Annotated in this window: 20 protein-coding genes and 1 riboswitch; of the genes, 2 read left to right on the forward strand and 18 right to left on the reverse strand. The window is 42.5% G+C overall.

Features of this window, described 5'->3' with window-relative positions:
• Window positions 1-320 precede the first annotated feature (320 nt).
• The 11 genes from ROSEINA2194_RS21715 to acpP all read right to left on the reverse strand — a co-directional run bounded on the left by ROSEINA2194_RS21715 (window position 321) and on the right by acpP (window position 10,568).
• Window positions 321-416 carry a putative holin-like toxin gene (locus ROSEINA2194_RS21715; RefSeq protein ID WP_222149858.1) on the reverse strand — a complete coding sequence of 32 codons (96 nt, stop codon included), beginning with the start codon at window positions 414-416 and terminating at the stop codon, window positions 321-323.
• Window positions 417-823: 407 nt separating this feature from the next.
• Window positions 824-2,182, reverse strand: a complete 1,359-nt coding sequence (gene gdhA, locus ROSEINA2194_RS03525; protein ID WP_007883468.1) for an NADP-specific glutamate dehydrogenase — start codon at window positions 2,180-2,182, stop codon at window positions 824-826.
• 350 nt (window positions 2,183-2,532) lie between these two features.
• Complete coding sequence (locus tag ROSEINA2194_RS03530) at window positions 2,533-2,985, reverse strand: MarR family winged helix-turn-helix transcriptional regulator (protein WP_007883469.1); 453 nt, start codon at window positions 2,983-2,985, stop codon at window positions 2,533-2,535.
• A gap of 36 nt (window positions 2,986-3,021) precedes the next feature.
• Window positions 3,022-3,987: a beta-ketoacyl-ACP synthase III gene (locus tag ROSEINA2194_RS03535; protein WP_007883470.1), complete on the reverse strand. Its 966-nt coding sequence runs from the start codon at window positions 3,985-3,987 to the stop codon at window positions 3,022-3,024.
• A gap of 71 nt (window positions 3,988-4,058) precedes the next feature.
• Entirely contained in the window at window positions 4,059-5,735 is a 1,677-nt protein-coding gene (locus tag ROSEINA2194_RS03540) for an acetyl-CoA carboxylase carboxyl transferase subunit (protein ID WP_044927128.1), read from the reverse strand.
• Window positions 5,736-5,878: 143 nt separating this feature from the next.
• On the reverse strand, window positions 5,879-6,307 hold the full coding sequence (gene fabZ / locus ROSEINA2194_RS03545) for a 3-hydroxyacyl-ACP dehydratase FabZ (RefSeq protein WP_021922249.1): 429 nt from the start codon (window positions 6,305-6,307) through the stop codon (window positions 5,879-5,881).
• 10 nt (window positions 6,308-6,317) lie between these two features.
• On the reverse strand, window positions 6,318-7,586 hold the full coding sequence (fabF, locus tag ROSEINA2194_RS03550) for a beta-ketoacyl-ACP synthase II (protein ID WP_007883473.1): 1,269 nt from the start codon (window positions 7,584-7,586) through the stop codon (window positions 6,318-6,320).
• Window positions 7,587-7,612: 26 nt separating this feature from the next.
• Window positions 7,613-8,365, reverse strand: coding sequence for a 3-oxoacyl-[acyl-carrier-protein] reductase (gene fabG, locus ROSEINA2194_RS03555; RefSeq protein ID WP_007883474.1), 753 nt, complete (start codon window positions 8,363-8,365; stop codon window positions 7,613-7,615).
• Window positions 8,359-9,306 (reverse strand): ACP S-malonyltransferase, encoded by a 948-nt coding sequence (gene fabD / locus ROSEINA2194_RS03560; RefSeq protein WP_007883475.1) that lies wholly within the window; start codon window positions 9,304-9,306, stop codon window positions 8,359-8,361. Before fabD ends, fabG begins: the two co-directional genes overlap by 7 nt.
• Before the next feature lie 47 nt (window positions 9,307-9,353).
• Complete coding sequence (gene fabK, locus ROSEINA2194_RS03565) at window positions 9,354-10,283, reverse strand: enoyl-[acyl-carrier-protein] reductase FabK (RefSeq protein ID WP_007883476.1); 930 nt, start codon at window positions 10,281-10,283, stop codon at window positions 9,354-9,356.
• A gap of 36 nt (window positions 10,284-10,319) precedes the next feature.
• Complete coding sequence (acpP, locus tag ROSEINA2194_RS03570; protein ID WP_007883477.1) at window positions 10,320-10,568, reverse strand: acyl carrier protein; 249 nt, start codon at window positions 10,566-10,568, stop codon at window positions 10,320-10,322.
• A gap of 294 nt (window positions 10,569-10,862) precedes the next feature.
• On the opposite strand from acpP, the gene ROSEINA2194_RS03575 reads away from it, so the two are divergent.
• The gene (locus ROSEINA2194_RS03575) at window positions 10,863-11,075 is read left to right on the forward strand and encodes a YjfB family protein (protein WP_044927132.1); all 213 of its coding nucleotides are present in this window, start codon (window positions 10,863-10,865) and stop codon (window positions 11,073-11,075) included.
• Between the two features lie 188 nt (window positions 11,076-11,263).
• Window positions 11,264-11,389, forward strand: a riboswitch (TPP riboswitch).
• Between the two features lie 73 nt (window positions 11,390-11,462).
• A complete protein-coding gene (gene thiT, locus ROSEINA2194_RS03580; RefSeq protein ID WP_007883480.1) occupies window positions 11,463-12,146 on the forward strand; it encodes an energy-coupled thiamine transporter ThiT in 684 nt (227 codons plus the stop codon).
• A 328-nt stretch (window positions 12,147-12,474) separates the two neighbouring features.
• Here thiT and ROSEINA2194_RS22450 read toward each other — a convergent pair whose 3' ends face one another.
• From ROSEINA2194_RS22450 to ROSEINA2194_RS20855, 7 genes are all read right to left on the reverse strand, one after another.
• Window positions 12,475-12,606 carry a hypothetical protein gene (locus tag ROSEINA2194_RS22450; protein ID WP_007883481.1) on the reverse strand — a complete coding sequence of 44 codons (132 nt, stop codon included), beginning with the start codon at window positions 12,604-12,606 and terminating at the stop codon, window positions 12,475-12,477.
• Between the two features lie 234 nt (window positions 12,607-12,840).
• Window positions 12,841-13,959, reverse strand: coding sequence for an ABC transporter permease (locus ROSEINA2194_RS03585; RefSeq protein WP_252832545.1), 1,119 nt, complete (start codon window positions 13,957-13,959; stop codon window positions 12,841-12,843).
• Between the two features lie 38 nt (window positions 13,960-13,997).
• Entirely contained in the window at window positions 13,998-15,284 is a 1,287-nt protein-coding gene (locus ROSEINA2194_RS03590) for an ABC transporter permease (RefSeq protein ID WP_007883486.1), read from the reverse strand.
• Complete coding sequence (locus ROSEINA2194_RS03595) at window positions 15,281-15,955, reverse strand: ABC transporter ATP-binding protein (RefSeq protein ID WP_019162957.1); 675 nt, start codon at window positions 15,953-15,955, stop codon at window positions 15,281-15,283. Before ROSEINA2194_RS03595 ends, ROSEINA2194_RS03590 begins: the two co-directional genes overlap by 4 nt.
• A 177-nt stretch (window positions 15,956-16,132) precedes the next feature.
• Entirely contained in the window at window positions 16,133-17,398 is a 1,266-nt protein-coding gene (locus tag ROSEINA2194_RS03600) for a sensor histidine kinase (RefSeq protein WP_007883490.1), read from the reverse strand.
• Entirely contained in the window at window positions 17,374-18,063 is a 690-nt protein-coding gene (locus tag ROSEINA2194_RS03605; RefSeq protein ID WP_007883491.1) for a response regulator transcription factor, read from the reverse strand. Before ROSEINA2194_RS03605 ends, ROSEINA2194_RS03600 begins: the two co-directional genes overlap by 25 nt.
• Before the next feature lie 24 nt (window positions 18,064-18,087).
• Window positions 18,088-18,264, reverse strand: a complete 177-nt coding sequence (locus ROSEINA2194_RS20855; RefSeq protein WP_021939191.1) for a DUF6019 family protein — start codon at window positions 18,262-18,264, stop codon at window positions 18,088-18,090.
• Window positions 18,265-18,492 lie beyond the last annotated feature (228 nt).

An 18,492-nucleotide genomic window follows, 5' to 3' on the forward strand; every position in this document is an offset into this window, starting at 1 on the left:
GCCCCGGAAATTCAATATTTCCAGGACTTCTCAATATAATCTTTATCTTAGAAATTCACGATTAGCAAACACCCTGTGCAAGCATAGCCTCAGCACAGGTATTCAGTATTCATGGGGATTTCAAACATTTTTGTATATTACGCGTATACTACTATCTCACTCTGAAATAAACTAAATCCAACTTCCACAAATTTATGTCTTGAAAATTTACCCACCTCATACTATAATAAACATAAAGAGAAGCAACCGCCCACAAAGTGGTTAGCCTCGTAAATGGTTATTTAATAAGCCACTCGTCCGCCAAGACAGGAGTGGCTTATTTATTTTCGCTTGTTGTTCCTATCTATGTAGGCAAGCAGTGCGATTAGAAATGAACCGCCTAAAAATAACAGGCTTAAAACTTCATACATATCCATCAGCACCACCTCCCCTCGATCTCTAGTCTGGGAGGCTACCACTCTGTACACGATTACTTCTCATGCCGGTAGTGTATCACAATTTACATAAACCGACAATCTCCATTTCAAAATTCTTGTTCAAAATAAACGTAATTTCATTGATTACCCTGTGCTATGTTTTTACCCTATTTTATAAAAATACATTTTAGTCGAATCATCCTTGTATATTATGCAAAACCGTTTGTATACTACGCGTATATTATATGTATATTACTTGTAACTTATCTCCTTCTCTCATGTATAAACCGCTTACTTTACTGCATTTTCATGCATCTGGCAAAACACAAAAACCCTACACTTTTGCGTTTTCCTGCAATGTGTAGGGTTCTCAATTTTTGAATAATTATTCATTTGTTGCTAATTTATTAGCACACGCCCTGAGCTAACATAGCATCAACAACCTTCTCAAATCCGGCTATATTTGCACCGGCAACATAGTCTGTCTGTCCGCCAACGGTTGCATTGTATCTCTTTGCTGCATCAGAAATATTAGCGTAGATTGTCTCCATGATTCCTTTGAGTTTTCCATCAACTTCTTCGAATGTCCAGTGAAGTCTCTCAGAGTTCTGGCTCATCTCTAATGCAGATGTAGCAACACCACCGGCATTGGCAGCTTTACCACCTACGAATAATACGCCGCTCTCCTGTAAGTATTTTGTTGCCTCTAATGTAGTAGGCATGTTAGCGCCCTCTGTTACAGATGTAACACCATTTGCAACTAACATCTTAGCATCCTCAATGTCTAACTCATTCTGAGTTGCACATGGAAGGGCTAAATCTACTTTGTACTGCCATACACCGTGCTCACCATTCTGTTTTGCATGATATTCTGCAGATGGTTTTGCAGCAGCGTACTCTGTTAAACGTGCACGTTTTACTTCTTTTACTTCTTTTAATAATGCAACATCGATTCCTTCCGGATCATAAATCCATCCTGTAGAATCAGAACATGTTACAACTTTTACACCTAACTGCTGTGCTTTCTCAATTGCGTAGATTGCAACGTTACCGGAACCGGAAACTGCAGCAGTCTTGCCTTCAAGGCTCATGCCGTGATCTTTCCACAATGCATTTGTCAGGTATAATAAACCATATCCTGTAGCCTGTGTACGGGCAAGAGATCCACCGTATGTAAGTCCTTTACCGGTAAGAACACCTTCGAAAGAACCACGGATTCTCTTGAACTGGCCAAACATAAATCCGATCTCTCTTGCACCAGTTCCGATATCACCTGCTGGTACGTCCACATCTGCTCCGATGTATTTGGAAAGTTCTGTCATAAAGCTCTGGCAGAATGCCATGATCTCTCTGTCAGATTTACCCTTTGGATCAAAGTCAGAACCACCTTTACCACCACCGATTGGAAGTGTTGTAAGGGAATTCTTGAAAATCTGTTCAAATCCTAAGAATTTGATAATTCCAAGGTTTACAGAAGGATGAAGTCTTAATCCTCCCTTGTATGGTCCAATGGCATTGTTGAACTGTACACGATAACCTCTGTTTACCTGAACCTGTCCGTTATCGTCTACCCAAGGTACACGGAACATGATCTGACGGTCTGGTTCTGTGATTCTCTCAAGAATTGCATTTTTTCTGTACAATTCCTCATTTGCATCAATAACAGGTCTTAAAGACTCTAATACCTCTTCAACAGCCTGTAAAAATTCAGGTTCTGAAGCATTTTTTTCTTTTACTTTTGCGAGTACTTCATCAACGTATCCCATTTTTTTTCTCCTTTAAAAATATATTTACAACCATGTGAAATCAGATATCCGGCATTTTTTAAATGCTCCGGCATTGATTCCGGCTGCAGATTTCTCATCAACACGTACATTTTATTATAAAATGACGGCGGACGCAATATTTTTTTCTTTATTCCTTTAATTTAGTGAAGTTTTCTAATGATCAGTCTATTTTTTTGCAGGATTCGACTTCAAATTATTCATTTTGCATAAAAAAAATCAATAAATTTTACTTTTTATATTTTCAGGTTATAATTATTATCATTTCAACTTATAACAAAACAGGTCATCGCATAAAAAAAATAGTTTTTCGATGCAATGACCTCTGTTCTTTATTCTTTCTCACCCTTGTATACAAGGTGAAAATAATCGGCAAGTTTCGCCAGCGCATAGATCAGGATCGGCGTCTCCTGCTCGGTAAGCTGACTTTTGATCTGTGCGATCATCTCGTGATGAAACTCTTCATGATGTTTGTAAGCAGCTTTCCCGGTGTCTGTCAGATAAACCCATACCACACGTTTATCCTGCGTACTGCGCTCACGGATAACATACCCTTTTCTGGTCAGTCCATCCATTGCCTTTGTCAACGTTCCGGTTGTGACACCCATCAGCTTTGCCACCGTTGTCATCGTTTTTGGTTCATTGACTCCGATTGCCTCGATCACATGGAAATCATTGTAACTGAGATCTTTGAATTCTTCTGTCACAAGACATTTTCCCTCAATCTCCATGATGTCTTTAAACAATCTGACCAATAATTCGTTTAATGTTTCATCTGTTGTCATCCGATCTACTCCTATTTCTGCGGTCAGCGCCTGATTTTACCAGTTTATCACCGTTGCTCCCCAGGTGAGGCCTGCTCCAAATCCTGCCAACACGATTTTCATTCCTTTCCTCATCATACCATGATTATTGACATTATCAAGCAAAATCGGCACACTCGCCGCAGAAATATTCCCACATTCCTCCAGATTGGTCGGAAATTTTTCCATAGGCTGACCAAGTCTTTTCGAAACTGCTTCAATGATCCTGTAATTTGCCTGATGTAGCAGGAATAAATCAATCTCTTCCAGATGTAAGCCTGCCTGTTCCACTGCGTCTGTGACCGCCTTTGGCACAGTCTTCACTGCAAACCTGTACACCTCCTGCCCATTCATGGAAACATAGGAAAGTGCCGTGTCACTTTTTTTATAAGGGTTGTTCACTTTTCTCGCCATGCAGTTTAAGACATCGCCCCTGAACCCATCCGAGCCCTGCACCATGGATAAAATGCCATCTTCTTTACTTGCTGAAAGAACTGCTGCCCCTGCGCCGTCCCCAAAAAGCACGCAGGTGCTCCGGTCCGTCCAGTCCATCATTTTTGACAGCGTTTCCGCTCCAATCACAAGCGCATGCTGATATCCGCCATGTTCTAAATACAGCGCCGCAGTATCCAGTGCAAAAAGAAAACCGGAACACGCTGCATTGATGTCGAACGCAACTGCATTTTCTGCACCGATATTTTTCTGCACCTCACAGGCAAGTCCCGGAAGATGTTTATCTGCAGAAACAGTTGCCGCAATGATGATATCCACATCTTCCGCTGAAATTTCTGCACTTTTCAACGCCTTGTCTGCTGCTTCTGTGGACATGCCGGTGGTTGTCTCCTCTACCGCAATATGTCTGGCAATAATCCCGGTTCTCGACCGGATCCATTCGTCCGATGTTTCCATGATCTGACCAAGATCATCATTTGTCACGCGAAGCTTCGGAAGGCAGCTTCCCGTTCCTGTTATTTTTACCTTCATAATATTCCTCTCTTCTCTGTCCGGTCACAAAACGATTCGTACTCTCTGTGCACATAGCCGCTGTGATTTTGCTAAAATTTCCGGAATCTCGCATAGCGCTCGGACGCAAACTGTTCTCCTGTCCTGCCATTTTGTTTCTCAAGAAACTTTTTTATATTTCCTTTCAGATAGCGCGAGATTGATTCACAGGCTTTTGCGTCTGCCACACCATATTCCGGGATGATCTGTTCAATGACACCCAGCGATTTTAAATCCAATGCCGTGATTTTCATAATCTCACTTGCCTCTTTTGCACGTTTTCCGTCTTTCCACAAAATGGATGCAAATCCTTCCGGCGAAAGCACACAATAGGTTGCATTTTCCATCATCCATACTTCATTTCCGACTGCTAAGGCAAGTGCTCCGCCGCTTCCGCCTTCCCCGATCATGATGCAGAGAACCGGCACTTTTAATGCAGACATCTCATAAAGATTCCGGGCGATCGCTTCCCCCTGCCCACGCTCCTCTGCCTCCATTCCGCAGTATGCTCCCGCTGTGTTTACAAATGTGATCACCGCGCGTCCGAATTTTTCTGCCTGTTTCATCAGACGTATCGCTTTCCGGTATCCTTCCGGCGACGGCATTCCATAATTGTGTTTCATGCAGTCCTTAAAATCTTTTCCTTTCTGGATTCCGATCACGGTCACAGGCTGGCCGTCGAGATATGCGACTCCACCTACGATTGCCGGATCATCCCGAAAGTATCTGTCACCATGGAACTCCATAAATTCATCAAAAATATTTTCCATATAATCAGTGGCAGAAGGTCTGTCTACTTTCCTTGCGGCTTTTACCTTTTCCCACGGCGTCAGTCCTTTTGCCCTTGCCGCGCGCTCCCGCATTAACTCTGTCGGCTCGTAGTTATCATCCATGCGCAATGGATCAAAATCAGCAAATCCTTTCCTGCTGTGATGCATTTTTAAAATACGGTTTAAGGTTATTTTCAGATTTTTCCGCTCAACAATGGCATCCACAAATCCATGCTCTAACTGAAATTCCGCACGTTGAAATCCCTCCGGAAGTTTTTGTCCGATGGTCTGCTCGATCACGCGGGGTCCTGCAAAACCGATCAATGCGCCCGGCTCTGCCAGGATAATATCTCCAAGCATTGCAAAACTTGCGGTCACACCTCCGGTCGTCGGATCTGTCAATACCGGCACATACAAAAGCCCTGCATCAGAATGCCTTTTTAAAGCTGCGGAAGTCTTTGCCATCTGCATCAGGGAAATAATACCTTCCTGCATTCTCGCCCCACCGGAGCAGCAGAACAAAATAACCGGAAGCTTTAAATCTGTCGCCCGCTCCACACCGAGCGCAATTTTTTCTCCGACCACATGTCCCATGCTGCTCATCAGGAATCTGGCATCACAGATTCCAAGAACCGTCTCTTCCCCATATATTTTGCATCGTCCGATGGTCACTGCCTCATGCAGTCCGGTCTTTTCCCTGGCTGCCTCCACCTTCTGGGTATATTCCGGAAAATCCAGTGGATTTTCTGATTCCAGATATTCAAACCATGGTTCAAAGGTTCCTGCATCAGCCACCATGCGGATCCTGTTTTTAGTCCGCACGCGGAAATAGCTTCCGCACTCATAGCAGACATACTTATTCTTTTCCACTTCCGCCTTGTTCACTTCTCTCTTACATGCGGGGCAGACCACTGTACTTCCCGGTATTTTCTGCTGATCCACTGCCGGTGGTGGTGTCATAACTTCCGCCTGCACTTCCTCTTTGCGGTAAGTTACTGCATTTTTTCTTTCAGGTTTTATGGATATCAGCTTTCTTCTTCTCAAAATTGCTGGCATAATATTTCCTTTCTGTTACAGCTTCTATGTAATGCCTTTCTATTCTGTTACTCAACTGCAAAGGTGAGTTCTGCAATGCATGCAATTTCATCTCCGACTTTTGCCGTCGCTTTTCCCACCCCGATCGGTCCTTTCACTTTTATAATTTCCGTCTCCAGCGTGAGAATATCTCCGGGAACTACTTTTCTTTTAAATTTTGCAGAATTGATGGACGCAAAATAAGCTGTTTTTCCACGGTTTTCATCTTTTCCAAGGATTGCGACCGCACCGGTCTGCGCCAGTGCCTCCACGATCAGCACCCCTGGCATCACCGGTTCTTCCGGAAAATGTCCTGCAAAAAAAGGTTCATTGAAACTGACGCATTTCTTCGCCACTGCACGGACACCATACTCAATTTCTTCTACCGAATCAATGAGCAGCATTGGCTGTCTGTGTGGCAGGATTTCCATGATCTGACTGATGTTTAATACTGACATCGCTGCCTCCTTATCTGCAGCCATTGATATCTTTGTCCGATACAATGGTGTATTTTTTTAATAGAATACTTGCATTATGACCGCCAAATCCAAGGGAATTGCTCAGTGCATACTGCACCTCCATCGAAACCGGTTCTTTGCAATAATCGAGATCCAGTTCCTCATCCGGCACTTTATAGCCAACTGTGGCATGAATGTAGTCTTCCTCAATCTCTTTCACACAAGTGATAAACTCGATCGCTCCGGCAGCTCCCAGCATATGTCCGACCATGGATTTTGTGGAATTGACCTTCATTTCACCGGCATGCGCACCAAATGCAAGTTTGATCGCGCGCGTCTCAAAGAGATCGTTATGGTGCGTGGATGTTCCATGTGCATTGATGTAACCGACCTCATCCACTGTGATTCCTGCATCCTGAACAGCATTTAACATAGCTCTTGCTGCGCCGCTGCCATCTTCTGCCGGAGATGTGATATGATACGCATCCGAAGAACAGCCATAACCCACAACCTCTGCATATATCTTTGCGCCACGGCGTTTTGCATGCTCTAATTCCTCTAACACGACCACCGCTGCGCCCTCTCCCATGACAAAGCCGCTGCGTTCTTTATCAAACGGAATGGAACATCTCTCCGGATCGGTTTCTGCTGTGAGTGCCGTGAGTGACGTAAAACCAGCGATTGCGGTCGGACAGATACTTCCCTCGGTTCCCCCGGAAACCATAATGTCTGCCTCACCATACTGAATGGCACGGAATGCCTCACCGATCGTATTCGTTCCTGTGGCACAGGCTGTCACAACATTGATACTTTTTCCTTTTAATCCAAAATGAATGGAAACATTTCCTGCTGCCATATTAGAGATCATCATGGGAACGAATAAAGGTCCCACTCTCCCCGGTCCTTTTTCTATCAGCCTTGTATGTTCGCGCTCGATCGCCTGAAGGCTTCCCACGCCGCTTCCAATGGCACAGCCTGCCATATACGGATCTTCCTGATCCATTTCAAGCCCGGCATCCTCAATTGCCTCCTTCGCTGCCGCCACGGCATACTGGCTGAATAGTTCCATGCGCCTTGCTTCTTTTGCATCCATATAATTTTTTGCATCAAACTCTTTTACTTCTGCTGCAAGCTTACATTTATAATTAGTGGTGTCGAATTTTGTAATTTCAGAAAACCCGGTTTTCTGTGCTTTTACATTCTGCCAGAATTCATCCACACTCAGTCCGATCGGTGTGACTGCTCCCATTCCCGTTACCACTACGCGTCTTTTTGCCATATTGTTCTCCTCATGATATATATTCTTTACATGTGCATGCCGCCGTCCACGGAGATCACCTGTCCGGTGATATAATCTGCCAGATCTGATGCTAAAAATGCAGCCACACTAGCCACATCTGACACCTGCCCTGTCCGCTGAAGCGGAATCTGTTTTTTTACCGCTTCCCTGGCAGCCTCCGGCATAGCCTCTGTCATCTCTGTCTCGATAAATCCGGGTGCCACTGCATTGCATGTGATCCCTCTCGACGCAAGCTCCCTTGCCACACTTTTGGTAAGACCGATCACTCCGGCTTTGCTCGCACTGTAATTTGCCTGTCCTGCATTCCCCATGACGCCGGAAACAGAAGAAATGTTAATGATCTTACCGGATTTCTGTTTCAGGAAATAACGTGAAGCATGGCGGATCGTATGGAATGCACCTTTCAGATTCGTATCAAGAACCCTGTCAAAATCTTCCTCACTCATTTTCATGATCAGTCCATCTCTTGTGATCCCTGCATTATTGACCAGAATATCGAGGTGTCCATAGTTGTTTATGATCATTTCCATCATTTTTCCGCAGGCATCAAAATCAGAAACATCACATTGTACAGGCGCTGCCATTCCACCCTGTTTTATGATTTCTTTTACAGTCTGTTCTGCTGCGTCCGGCGAACTGTTATAATTGACAATAACAAACGCTCCACATGATGCCAGTGTCTTTGCAATCTCTTTTCCGATTCCGCGGCCGGCTCCCGTGACAAGTGCCACTTTATTTTTCAAAGAATCTGTTAACATGCTCCCGCCTCCACATGACTTCCGATAAACTGAATAAAATCTTCCATTTTATCAATGCTGCTCACTTTTACATCCCGGTTCACTTTTTTCACAAATCCACTCAATGTTCTTCCCGGTCCGATCTCTACAAATTCATCCGCACCATCTGCAAGCAGCCGTTCTATGGTCTGCTGCCAGCGCACAGAAGAAGATACCTGACTGGCAAGCAATGGTTTCACTTCCTCTTTTTTTGTGACATAGTCTGCCGTTACATTTGCAATATAAGGAACAAATGAATCACTGATCTCTACTTTTTTTAATTCTTCTTTTAACTTTTCTCCTGCGCCCTGCAGCATTTTCGAATGAAACGGGCCGCTGACTTTCAATGGAACAACGCGTTTTGCCCCAGACGCCTTACATGTTTCTCCTGCCAGATGCACTGCTTCCTCCTGACCGGAAATGACGATCTGTCCAGGGCAGTTGTAATTGGCTATGGAAACCTCGCTCCCTGTCTGCTCTGCTGTCTCTCTGCAGATCTTCTCAATTGCCGCTGCATCCAGTCCTAGCACTGCTGCCATTGCTCCACCGGCCGGGACAGCTTCCTGCATAAAAATGCCTCTTTTCCGCACAAGTTCAAATGCTTCCTCAGCAGTCATGACTCCGGATGCGATCAACGCTCCATACTCACCAAGACTCAATCCGGCTGTGACATCCGGCTGATAACCGTTCTGTTCCAACGCCATATAAATTGCAGCTTCCGTAGTCAGCATACAGATCTGCGTGTACTCTGTGATATTTAATTTTTCGTTCTCCTCAAAACACAGTGCCGGGATATCCAATCCAGTCACCTCTGAAGCAAGATCGTACACTTCTTTACAAATAGGAATCTGTTCGTAAAATTCTTTTCCCATGCCAATATATTGGGATCCCTGTCCCGGAAACATAAATACTGTCTTTCCCATCCTGATAACCACACCTTTCTCAAATCTTCAAATCTGCGCATGTCAGGTCATTTTCTTCCTGCAAGCAGCGCTCTGGCACCTGTGACAACTTCCTCTATGATCTCCTGACAGGTCTGCTCTTTTTTCACAAGCCCGGCGCTCTGTCCTGCCATCAGACTTCCATGAACTGCATCCCCTTCGATCACCGCTTTGCGCAGAGAGCCAAGTGTCAACTGCTCTAACTCCTCAAAAGAGGCACCTTCCTTTTCTAATTTCAGATACTCTCTTGTCATCTGGTTTCGCAGTACCCGGATCGGATGCCCGGTACTCATACCTGTCACTTCAGAATCGATGTCTTTTGCTTTGATAATGCGTTCCTTATAATTCTGGTGTACGATCGATTCTTTTGCGACCACAAACCTTGTTCCCATCTGCACACCTTCCGCTCCCAGCATCATGGCTGCCGCCATTCCTCTGCCGTCCGCAATGCCTCCGGCGGCAATGACCGGGATGGTCACTGCATCCACAACCTGCGGTACCAGCGTCATCGTGGTCTGTGAACCAATGTGTCCGCCGGACTCCATCCCCTCTGCGACCACGGCATCTGCCCCTGCGCGTTCCATCATTTTTGCCATCGCAACACTTGCTACAACCGGAATTACGGTGACGCCTGCCTGTTTCCACATCTCCATGAATTTTCCCGGATTTCCGGCTCCTGTCGTCACAATTTTTACGCCCTCTTCCACGACCACTTTTGCGACTTCCGGAGCATTTGGATTCAAAAGCATCACATTGACTCCAAATGGTTTATCCGTCAATTCTTTTGTTTTTCTGATCTGTTCTCTGACTACTTCCGGCGGAGCACTGGCTGCACCGATCAGTCCGATTCCTCCTGCCTCTGAAACTGCCGCTGCAAGATGATACTCTGCAACCCATGCCATTCCGCCCTGGATCACAGGATACTGACAGCCAAGCAAATCCGTAATTCTCGTTTTCATTGTTTCCTGCCTCTCTTTGAATATTTGTAAATGGTCTTAAGCTTCCACACCTTTTTCTTTGAGATAACCCATAATATCGTTGACTGTTACAATATTCTCAAGATCCTCTGATGGGATCTCAATTCCGAACTCTTCTTCCAGAGCCATCACCATTTCAAATAAATCTAAGGAATCTGCGCCCAGATCGTCTTTGAATTTTGTTTCCGGCTTGATCTCTGCCTCATTTACATTTAACTGTTCTGCAATAATCGGTTTCATCTTTTCTAACATTTTGCTTTTCCTCATTCTTTCCTGGCTTTCGCCTGTTGTTTTTCATGTTTGTTTGACTTTCTAATTATTTGATTATCAAACTATTTGATAGGCAAAGTATATGCATTTCTGTTTTATTTGTCAAGAGGATTTTTCTGAATCACTTTCTTACGCAGCAAAACAGCAAGTGTTTTACTGCTGTGTGAACAGTAACATTTTTCTTTTCTATATACAGAACGACCGATCTGTGCTATATTAAAAGTGCTTCAATGAGTCATGAATGATTGCATTTTATATGCAAAAATTGGAAATGAAAGTGAGATAGGATTTATGGATATTACAGGTTTAGACGCAGCATTAAGTACGGTTTCTGCATATGACATCGGTTCTTCCACAAGCCCTGTTACATTACAGGAAGATATCGGAGTTGCAATGCTCGGAAAATCTTTAGATATGACACAGGCATTAGGTGCCGGCATGGTTCAGATGATGGAGAATTCCGTCACACCATATCTTGGAAGTAATATCGATCTTTATATCTGAAAAGAAAGTCGCAGATTTTGTTCTGCGGCTTTTGCTTTGCCCACAAATTGTTGGAATCTTTGTGATCTTTGTGAGTCTTTGTGATTTCAAGAACTTTTATGAAAATTTCAGGTTGACTTTCCCGCTGCATCTTGCTATATTGATACTCGTTAAGGCATCATAGACCTTAACAGTATTTATAACAGAATCAAAAACGCTAGGGGCGCAAAAAATGCTGCATTTGCCAGACATTCCAACGCTGAGAGATGATTTTTCATCAACCCTTATTACTTGAACCGGATAATACCGGCGTAAGGAAGCTTTTATGATATTTCTCATCAGACGATAGAATATAGAGTTTTTTCCTCCTGGCGCAAAAGATCTGAAACGCAAGGAGGATTTTATTTTATGAAAGAATTTTTTACTACCACGATCGGAGCCTGGGATGATGGCTCTGTACGTCTTACTGCACCTGGAATCGCAGTTGTAGTAGTCATTATCGCACTTCTCGTTGTTGTCGCAGCAGTGATCCGCCACAGAAATGCAGAGAAAAAAACAATTCTCACCACAAAACAGCTTGTCTACTCTGCCGTTGCGATTGCGCTTGCAGTAGTATGCTCCATGATTAAGTTTGCGAATCTGCCAATGGGCGGTTCCGTTACTTTATTCAGCATGTTGTTTATCGCACTGATCGGTTACTGGTACGGTCCTTATGTTGGTCTTATGACTGCCGTTGCCTACGGTCTTGTTCAGTTTGTTATGGAGCCAATTTTCTATACCGTTCCACAGATGATTTTAGACTACCCTCTGGCATTTGGTGCTTTAGGGCTCGCCGGATTTTTTGCAAACAAAAAACACGGGCTGCAGATTGGTTATATCGTTGCCGTGTTTGGACGTTATGTATTTGCAGTGATCTCCGGTGTCGTATTCTTCGGTGCATATGCCCCGGAAGGAACACCTGCCATTGTGTACTCTTTAACTTACAATGCAACTTATATCGTACCGGAAGCGATCGCTACTTTGATCGTGATCAGTCTGCCACCTGTTGCAAAGGCTTTGGCTCAAGTCAAGAAAAACGCGCTGTCTGCATAACCGGAGTTTAATTTGCGTAGTGTTGCAGATTCTGCGGTGCTTTCTTAGGGCTTGAAGGGCAGATATAAGCGTCCTCTCGCAAGTCGTGGTTTTATAGGTTTATGAAAAGCAAAACGGTATAAACGAAATATTATGTTTCTGTTCGCTGGACATTCCGATAAGCCTCTGAAGAGTCTTATCTCCATAGCTCACAAAGAAAATAATATTTGTTTATACCGTTTTGCTTTCATTCACGTTATGGATGACTTGTGAGAGGACGCTTATATTTGCCCAATTTACACTGTGAATTGCACCACAGAATCTGCAATTTACGTTATGGAACTCACGGTTATGGAGTGTCTATAAAAGAGGTAGGATAAGCTGCTTTGACTTCATGAATATTGTTTCTACAATAATCACAATCACATAAATCTTCACTTCTTATTTGATTGTAATATGATTTGGCTTTCTCAATATCCAAAGTGTTCACCTCCTCAAATGGAAGTTATCTATTTCTCCTCTTCGTTAAGACCTAGTACACCGAATAATAAATAACTGACACCTTGACTTGGCTGATTTTTCATCTGCTGCGTTGTCGTCAATCGACGTAGCCACCGCTACGCCTCATTCCTCCGCCTTGCATATGAAACAATCATCCGGCGTCAATGTATCAGAAACTTATTATTCGATGTACTAGTTCATTACATATTACTTGCTATCCATCATACCTTATTCTTTCTACCAGCGTTTCCTTTTTCAGATTACTGCTTAAAACGCAGGAAAGTACAATCTGCAACAGACCGACCAAAAAAATCATAATAAAAATTGGTACGATTGGAACATGATAGATATTCATTCCAAATATTCCATTATGTTTTGCATAGGAAAAAAGTGCATAGCCGAGCGGCAGACCAATGATCAAAGCTACGCATATGGTACCAACCGTAAACATCAGTCCCTGTAACTGCAGGCATAAATTTAATTGTTTATTTGTCATACCCACAGCCTGTAATACACCATATTCCTGCTTTTTTGTCGTAATATTCATGATCATGGTGTTTGCCATATTCATAAAACCGATGAGTCCTACAACCGCCATAAACAGATAACAGCCGAGCTTCATCATGCGGGCTGCTAATTCTGCATATTGTAACTGTGCATGATAGGTATCCATTTTTATATGCGAAGTATTAGAAATCAAAGTATTCAGACTCTGTTCCACAGATGCCATATCTTTTTTATCACAGTCCACCCACAGATAGCCATAGGCTGTTCCCCTCGGATTCATGGAACGGTATACACCTTCCGGAATGACAAGATAAGTGTCCGCGCTTACAAAGGATCCTGCAATCTTTCCCTGATAGGTATAGGTTCCACTTCCATTCTCAAAGTCAAATGCAATGGATTCACCCGGAGCATATCCATCTTGTTCCATCCACGTTGACCAGCCAAAGAAAATATCACCATTCTTTACCGCCTGATCATAGTCCATAGAGCCAATATCCCCGTCCTGGCGCATAAAATCAAAATCATTTTTACTCACAATATCAGCCGGAAATCTTGTTCCGTTCAGATTTACAGAGACAATCTCTCTCGTCATGACATCTGTCACTCCCGGAATGCTTTTGATTTCTTCAATCAGCGAATCATTCAATGGATTATCCGTCAGAATCGTATCCAGATTATTCTCCGGATATCTTTCATCATACTCAGCAGAATAGTCAAGCTGCAGTTCAAATTGTCCATGATTAACGGAAAGACGTGCTTCATGCTCCGTGTCAATATTTCCCACATAATTAGAGATAATCACAAACAATACGCAAGAAAAACCCATTGTGAGGATAGTACCAATAGTTCTTTTGGGATTACCCGTTACATTTGCCATTGCCATAGAAAACACGGTGACATTTTTTCTGCCATTTCGTTTTCCTTTTTTTGTGTTTCTGCATTTTCTAAATACCGTGTTGCTTCGATAGGTGAAATCCGTGAAACAATTTTCATTGGTTTACGCAGTGCCAAAGCAACGGTAAGAAATGATACGAAAATACAGAAAAGCATAACAGGCAGGGAAAACAGAGGCACCTGCTGATTTTGAACTCCCATAGAGCCAGTTCCGGTTGATACAAGGTTCCCCTGTTCTACCAGCCAGTTAAAACCGCATTTTGCAATCAGAAAGCCAAAAAGCAATCCAACTGGTATTGAAAAAAATGTCAAAAAAATGCCCTCTCTGAAGATCAGTTGTTTCATCTGCTTTTTTGTCGCTCCCAGAGCCTTGATTTTTCCATACTCCTGTATCTTGTTGGCAATACCGACCTGAAAAATATTATAAATGACCACAACAGAGAAAAGTACAATTGCAAGAATCAAAACCCCGCATACCGCAATCGTTTCATAACTCGGCTGCAAGACCCATTGCAAATAGAGATCATTGACTATAACGTTTTTTTCTTCGATCCCACAAGCTGCTGCAATCTGCTTTATAACCGAATCAATATTATTCATAGATACATTTGCAGAATCATTTAAAGTAAAATAAATATTATACTGTCTGTCATTCTCTGCGACGTGCTCATCATAAAACTCCTGTGACCCGAAAGCAACATAAGATGCCTCGATGGTATACTCATCCCGATCATATAGGATTCCGCTGACAACAAATTCTTCCGGCTTATATTCTGACTGCATCCCTGCGCGGTAATCCAGTGTAACCGTATCTCCGATCTTTACATCACCATACCCCATTGCACGAAAAAATGCTCTTCCTGCGGCAATTTCCTGCATTTTTTCCGGATACTTTCCTTCCGTTAACTCATATTCCTTATTATAGGGAAGCATTTTTCTTGCAGTCTCATCCATGCAGACAAAACCACCTTTTTCATTGCCTTTTATGATACCTTCGGTGCACATAGTGCCTGTAGCATCTATTTCCGCACGGCGGTTTACTTCTTTTAACTGCGATCCGTCTGCGGAAACAAACAGACCATAATTGCTTCCATATGATCCTGCCGCCTGACTTTTCTGTAAATGAATTACCCCATTTCCCACAGTACTGATGATAACAAGCAGCATCGTGGTCAGACAGATTGCCATCATGATCAGTATACTTCTTGTCCTGTTCCTTTTGTCATTGCTATATGCAATCCTGCTTATTGTCTTCATCTGAAATCCACCACCTGTCCGTCCTCAATCACCAGAATACGGTCAGCGACCTGTGCAATTTCGTCATCATGGGTAATCATTACAATTGTCTGTCCATATTTTTTTGCTGTCATCTTAAGCAGAGCGATTACCTCATCACTGGTCTTAGAATCAAGATTTCCTGTCGGCTCATCTGCAAATATAATTTCCGGACGATTCACCAGTGCTCTTGCAATTGCTACTCTCTGCTGCTGTCCTCCGGATAACTGATTTGGCAGATTATAAATCCGGTTTTCAATCCCCAGAGTTGCAATAATATCATTTACATACGCTTCATCCACTTTTCTTCCATCCAGCCCCAGTGGCAGTACAATATTTTCCCAGACATTAACAGATGAAACCAGATTAAATGCCTGAAAAACAAATCCGATTTTTCTTCTGCGGAAAACAGCAAGGGCATCTTCCTTCATCCTATATAAATCTTTCCCGGCTAAAGTAACTCTGCCTTTTGTAGGGGTGTCTAGCCCTCCAAGCATATGAAGTAATGTACTTTTACCGGAACCTGACTTTCCAACAATTGCGACAAATTCTCCCTGCTCAATCTGAATGTCCACCTGATTGACCGCTTTGACCTGATTCTCACCTGCGCCATAAAATTTACAAAGCTGCTTGGTTTCTAATATCACACTCATGTGTTGCCTCCTTTTCAATTCTGTAAAGCGTACCTTTTCAGCACGCTTTCTTTGCCTGTTTATATATTTGGTCATTTTTCAACCTACATCCAAATTGTATCAGGATAATCTTTCATTTCACTTTCAAAAAACGAGCAGAAGTCTTACAGAATTGTAAGATTTCTGCCCACTTAAAATTTAACCAACATATGGTAATTGAATCACAAACGTGCTTCCTTTTTTCTTTTTGCCGGAGGTTACCATAATCGTACCTGCGTGTTTTTCGATAATTTCTCTCGATAGAAAAAGTCCGATTCCTGTACCACTCTTTTCCATGACCTCCCTGGAGCTTCCTCTGTAAAATCGTTGAAAAATTTTGTGATACTCATTCTGCGGAATACCAATTCCCTGATCCTCAATTTCCATTCTTACAAGATCGTTTCTTTTTTGTAACCGGATAAATATTTTTGAACCATCCGGGCTGTACTTGATTGCATTATCCAGAACGTTGATCACAGCTTCACCAAGCCACCTTTTATCCTGCATAATCGTGCATGTTTCCAGCTCTTTTTCATAGTCAAAAACGAATTCAATTTCTTTCTCATCCGCTTTAGGATAAGTGCGGTTCACAGCAGATATGACAGTATCCATAAGCGGAAGTTTTTTCTTATTAATCTGAATCAGTCCAGTTTCCATCTTGGATATTTGAAGAAGCGACTGCAATAATGTCTCCAGTCCATCCAGAGCACTCCGACAACGGATACGAAACTCCTCCTGTTCTGTGGCACTTAAGTCATTCTGCATCAGCACACTAAAACATGTATCCAAAGCTGCAACCGGTGTCTTTAACTGGTGAGAAATATCAGAAACCATTTCTTTCGTGTTCTCTTTTTCTTCCCGTGCTTCTTCCTTTAGCAACTGAATATGATGTCCGATTGCTTCAAGCTGGTCATTCAATTTTTCCAGTTCTGCTGGATTTTCCGTTTTCAGTAAAGCATCAAATTTATTTTCACGGAATCTGATCAGAATTTCTTCCAACTGGTCTAAAATTTTCTGATGACACGCATCTTCTTTTTTCTTCCAATAAAGTAAAAAAGTCAAAAGAAGCACGCATATCACAGTGCTTACAGCACCGGTCACCATAACCTGATGCCGGAATTGCATATAAAATGCATTCCCTTTATTTCCCCAGTATCCATATTGCTCCAATAATCGCCTTCCCTGTTCGTTGGTTTCAATATCCTTATCCTTAAGCAATTCCGAAACAGCATCCAGCCCGGAAAATTCTTCCTTTGCAGCAATCTCTGTCATAAGATTCATTTTATATTTATAATCTTCATAAAACACATACGTGGTAAAGCAATTTAATATTGCAAACAATAATATGACAGGTAATACCAAGGAGAGCACTACTGTGATCTTCTTGCGATATCTCTTTGTCACTGCCTTACCTCCTGATTCCATATATACCCAAGACCTCTGATATTCTTTATATAGACCGGTGTAGCCGGATTGTCTTCGATTTTCTCACGGAGTCTTCTGATATTGACAGCGATTGTATTTTCATCCACAAAATCCCCTTCCAGATCAAACACATTTTCCAATATTTGTGTTTTTGAAAGAATCTGTTTCGGATTCTGAAGAAAAAAAGTCAGCATTTTCAACTCCGTTTTTGTCAGACTGATTTCACGACTCTTTATCAGGACTTTCATTTCTCCTGCGATAAATACGATATCTCCCGAAATCATCTTTCCGGCTTCCGTTTTCTCCTGTCTGCGGCGGAAATGTGCTTCTATTTTCAAAAGAAGTACCGAAAGACTAAACGGCTTTGTAATATAATCATCTGCCCCTGCTTCATATCCCACGACCTGATCCATCTCCTGATCTAGTGCTGTAAGACAAATAATGTATGTATTATAATTGCATCTCATCCACCTTACAAATTCCAGTCCATTCCCATCCGGAAGATTCACATCACAAATGGTAACATCCACATTATTATCACTTGCAATTCTTTTCGCTTTTTTCACTGATTCTGCTGAAAAAACCTCATATCCGGATTTTTTCAGTGAAAATGTAATTCCACGATTTAAATTTTCATCATCTTCAACCACGAGTATACCTGGCATAGCATATGCACCTCTCTTTATTAACTATTTTTCCTCTTCGTTACATATTTGTTCTGCCTCAATATCCTCGGTAGTGACTTTCCCTGTAATATCCCTATAGGCTTCTTTTATTCCATTTTTGACCGCCCACTTAATTATAAAATATAATGCAAGTAAGACGATTAGTGCTGTGCCAAAACTAATTCCTAATTCTTCAAACATTTCATTACCTCTGTCAATTCCGATTGACAAAATCATTAATATCATATTCTACCATAATCACATATACAATTCTATTTTATTCCGTTAAAATTCATTAAAAAACCTAATTCATTTATTTCAAGAATGCAGATTGAGTTTTGATCCTATAGGCACTCATCCCATAACCCGCGAGTTCCATAACGTAAATTGCAGATTCAGTGGTGCGATTCATAACGTTGATAGGGCAGA

The sequence above is a fragment of the Roseburia inulinivorans DSM 16841 genome (assembly GCF_000174195.1).
Lineage (GTDB): Bacteria > Bacillota > Clostridia > Lachnospirales > Lachnospiraceae > Roseburia > Roseburia inulinivorans.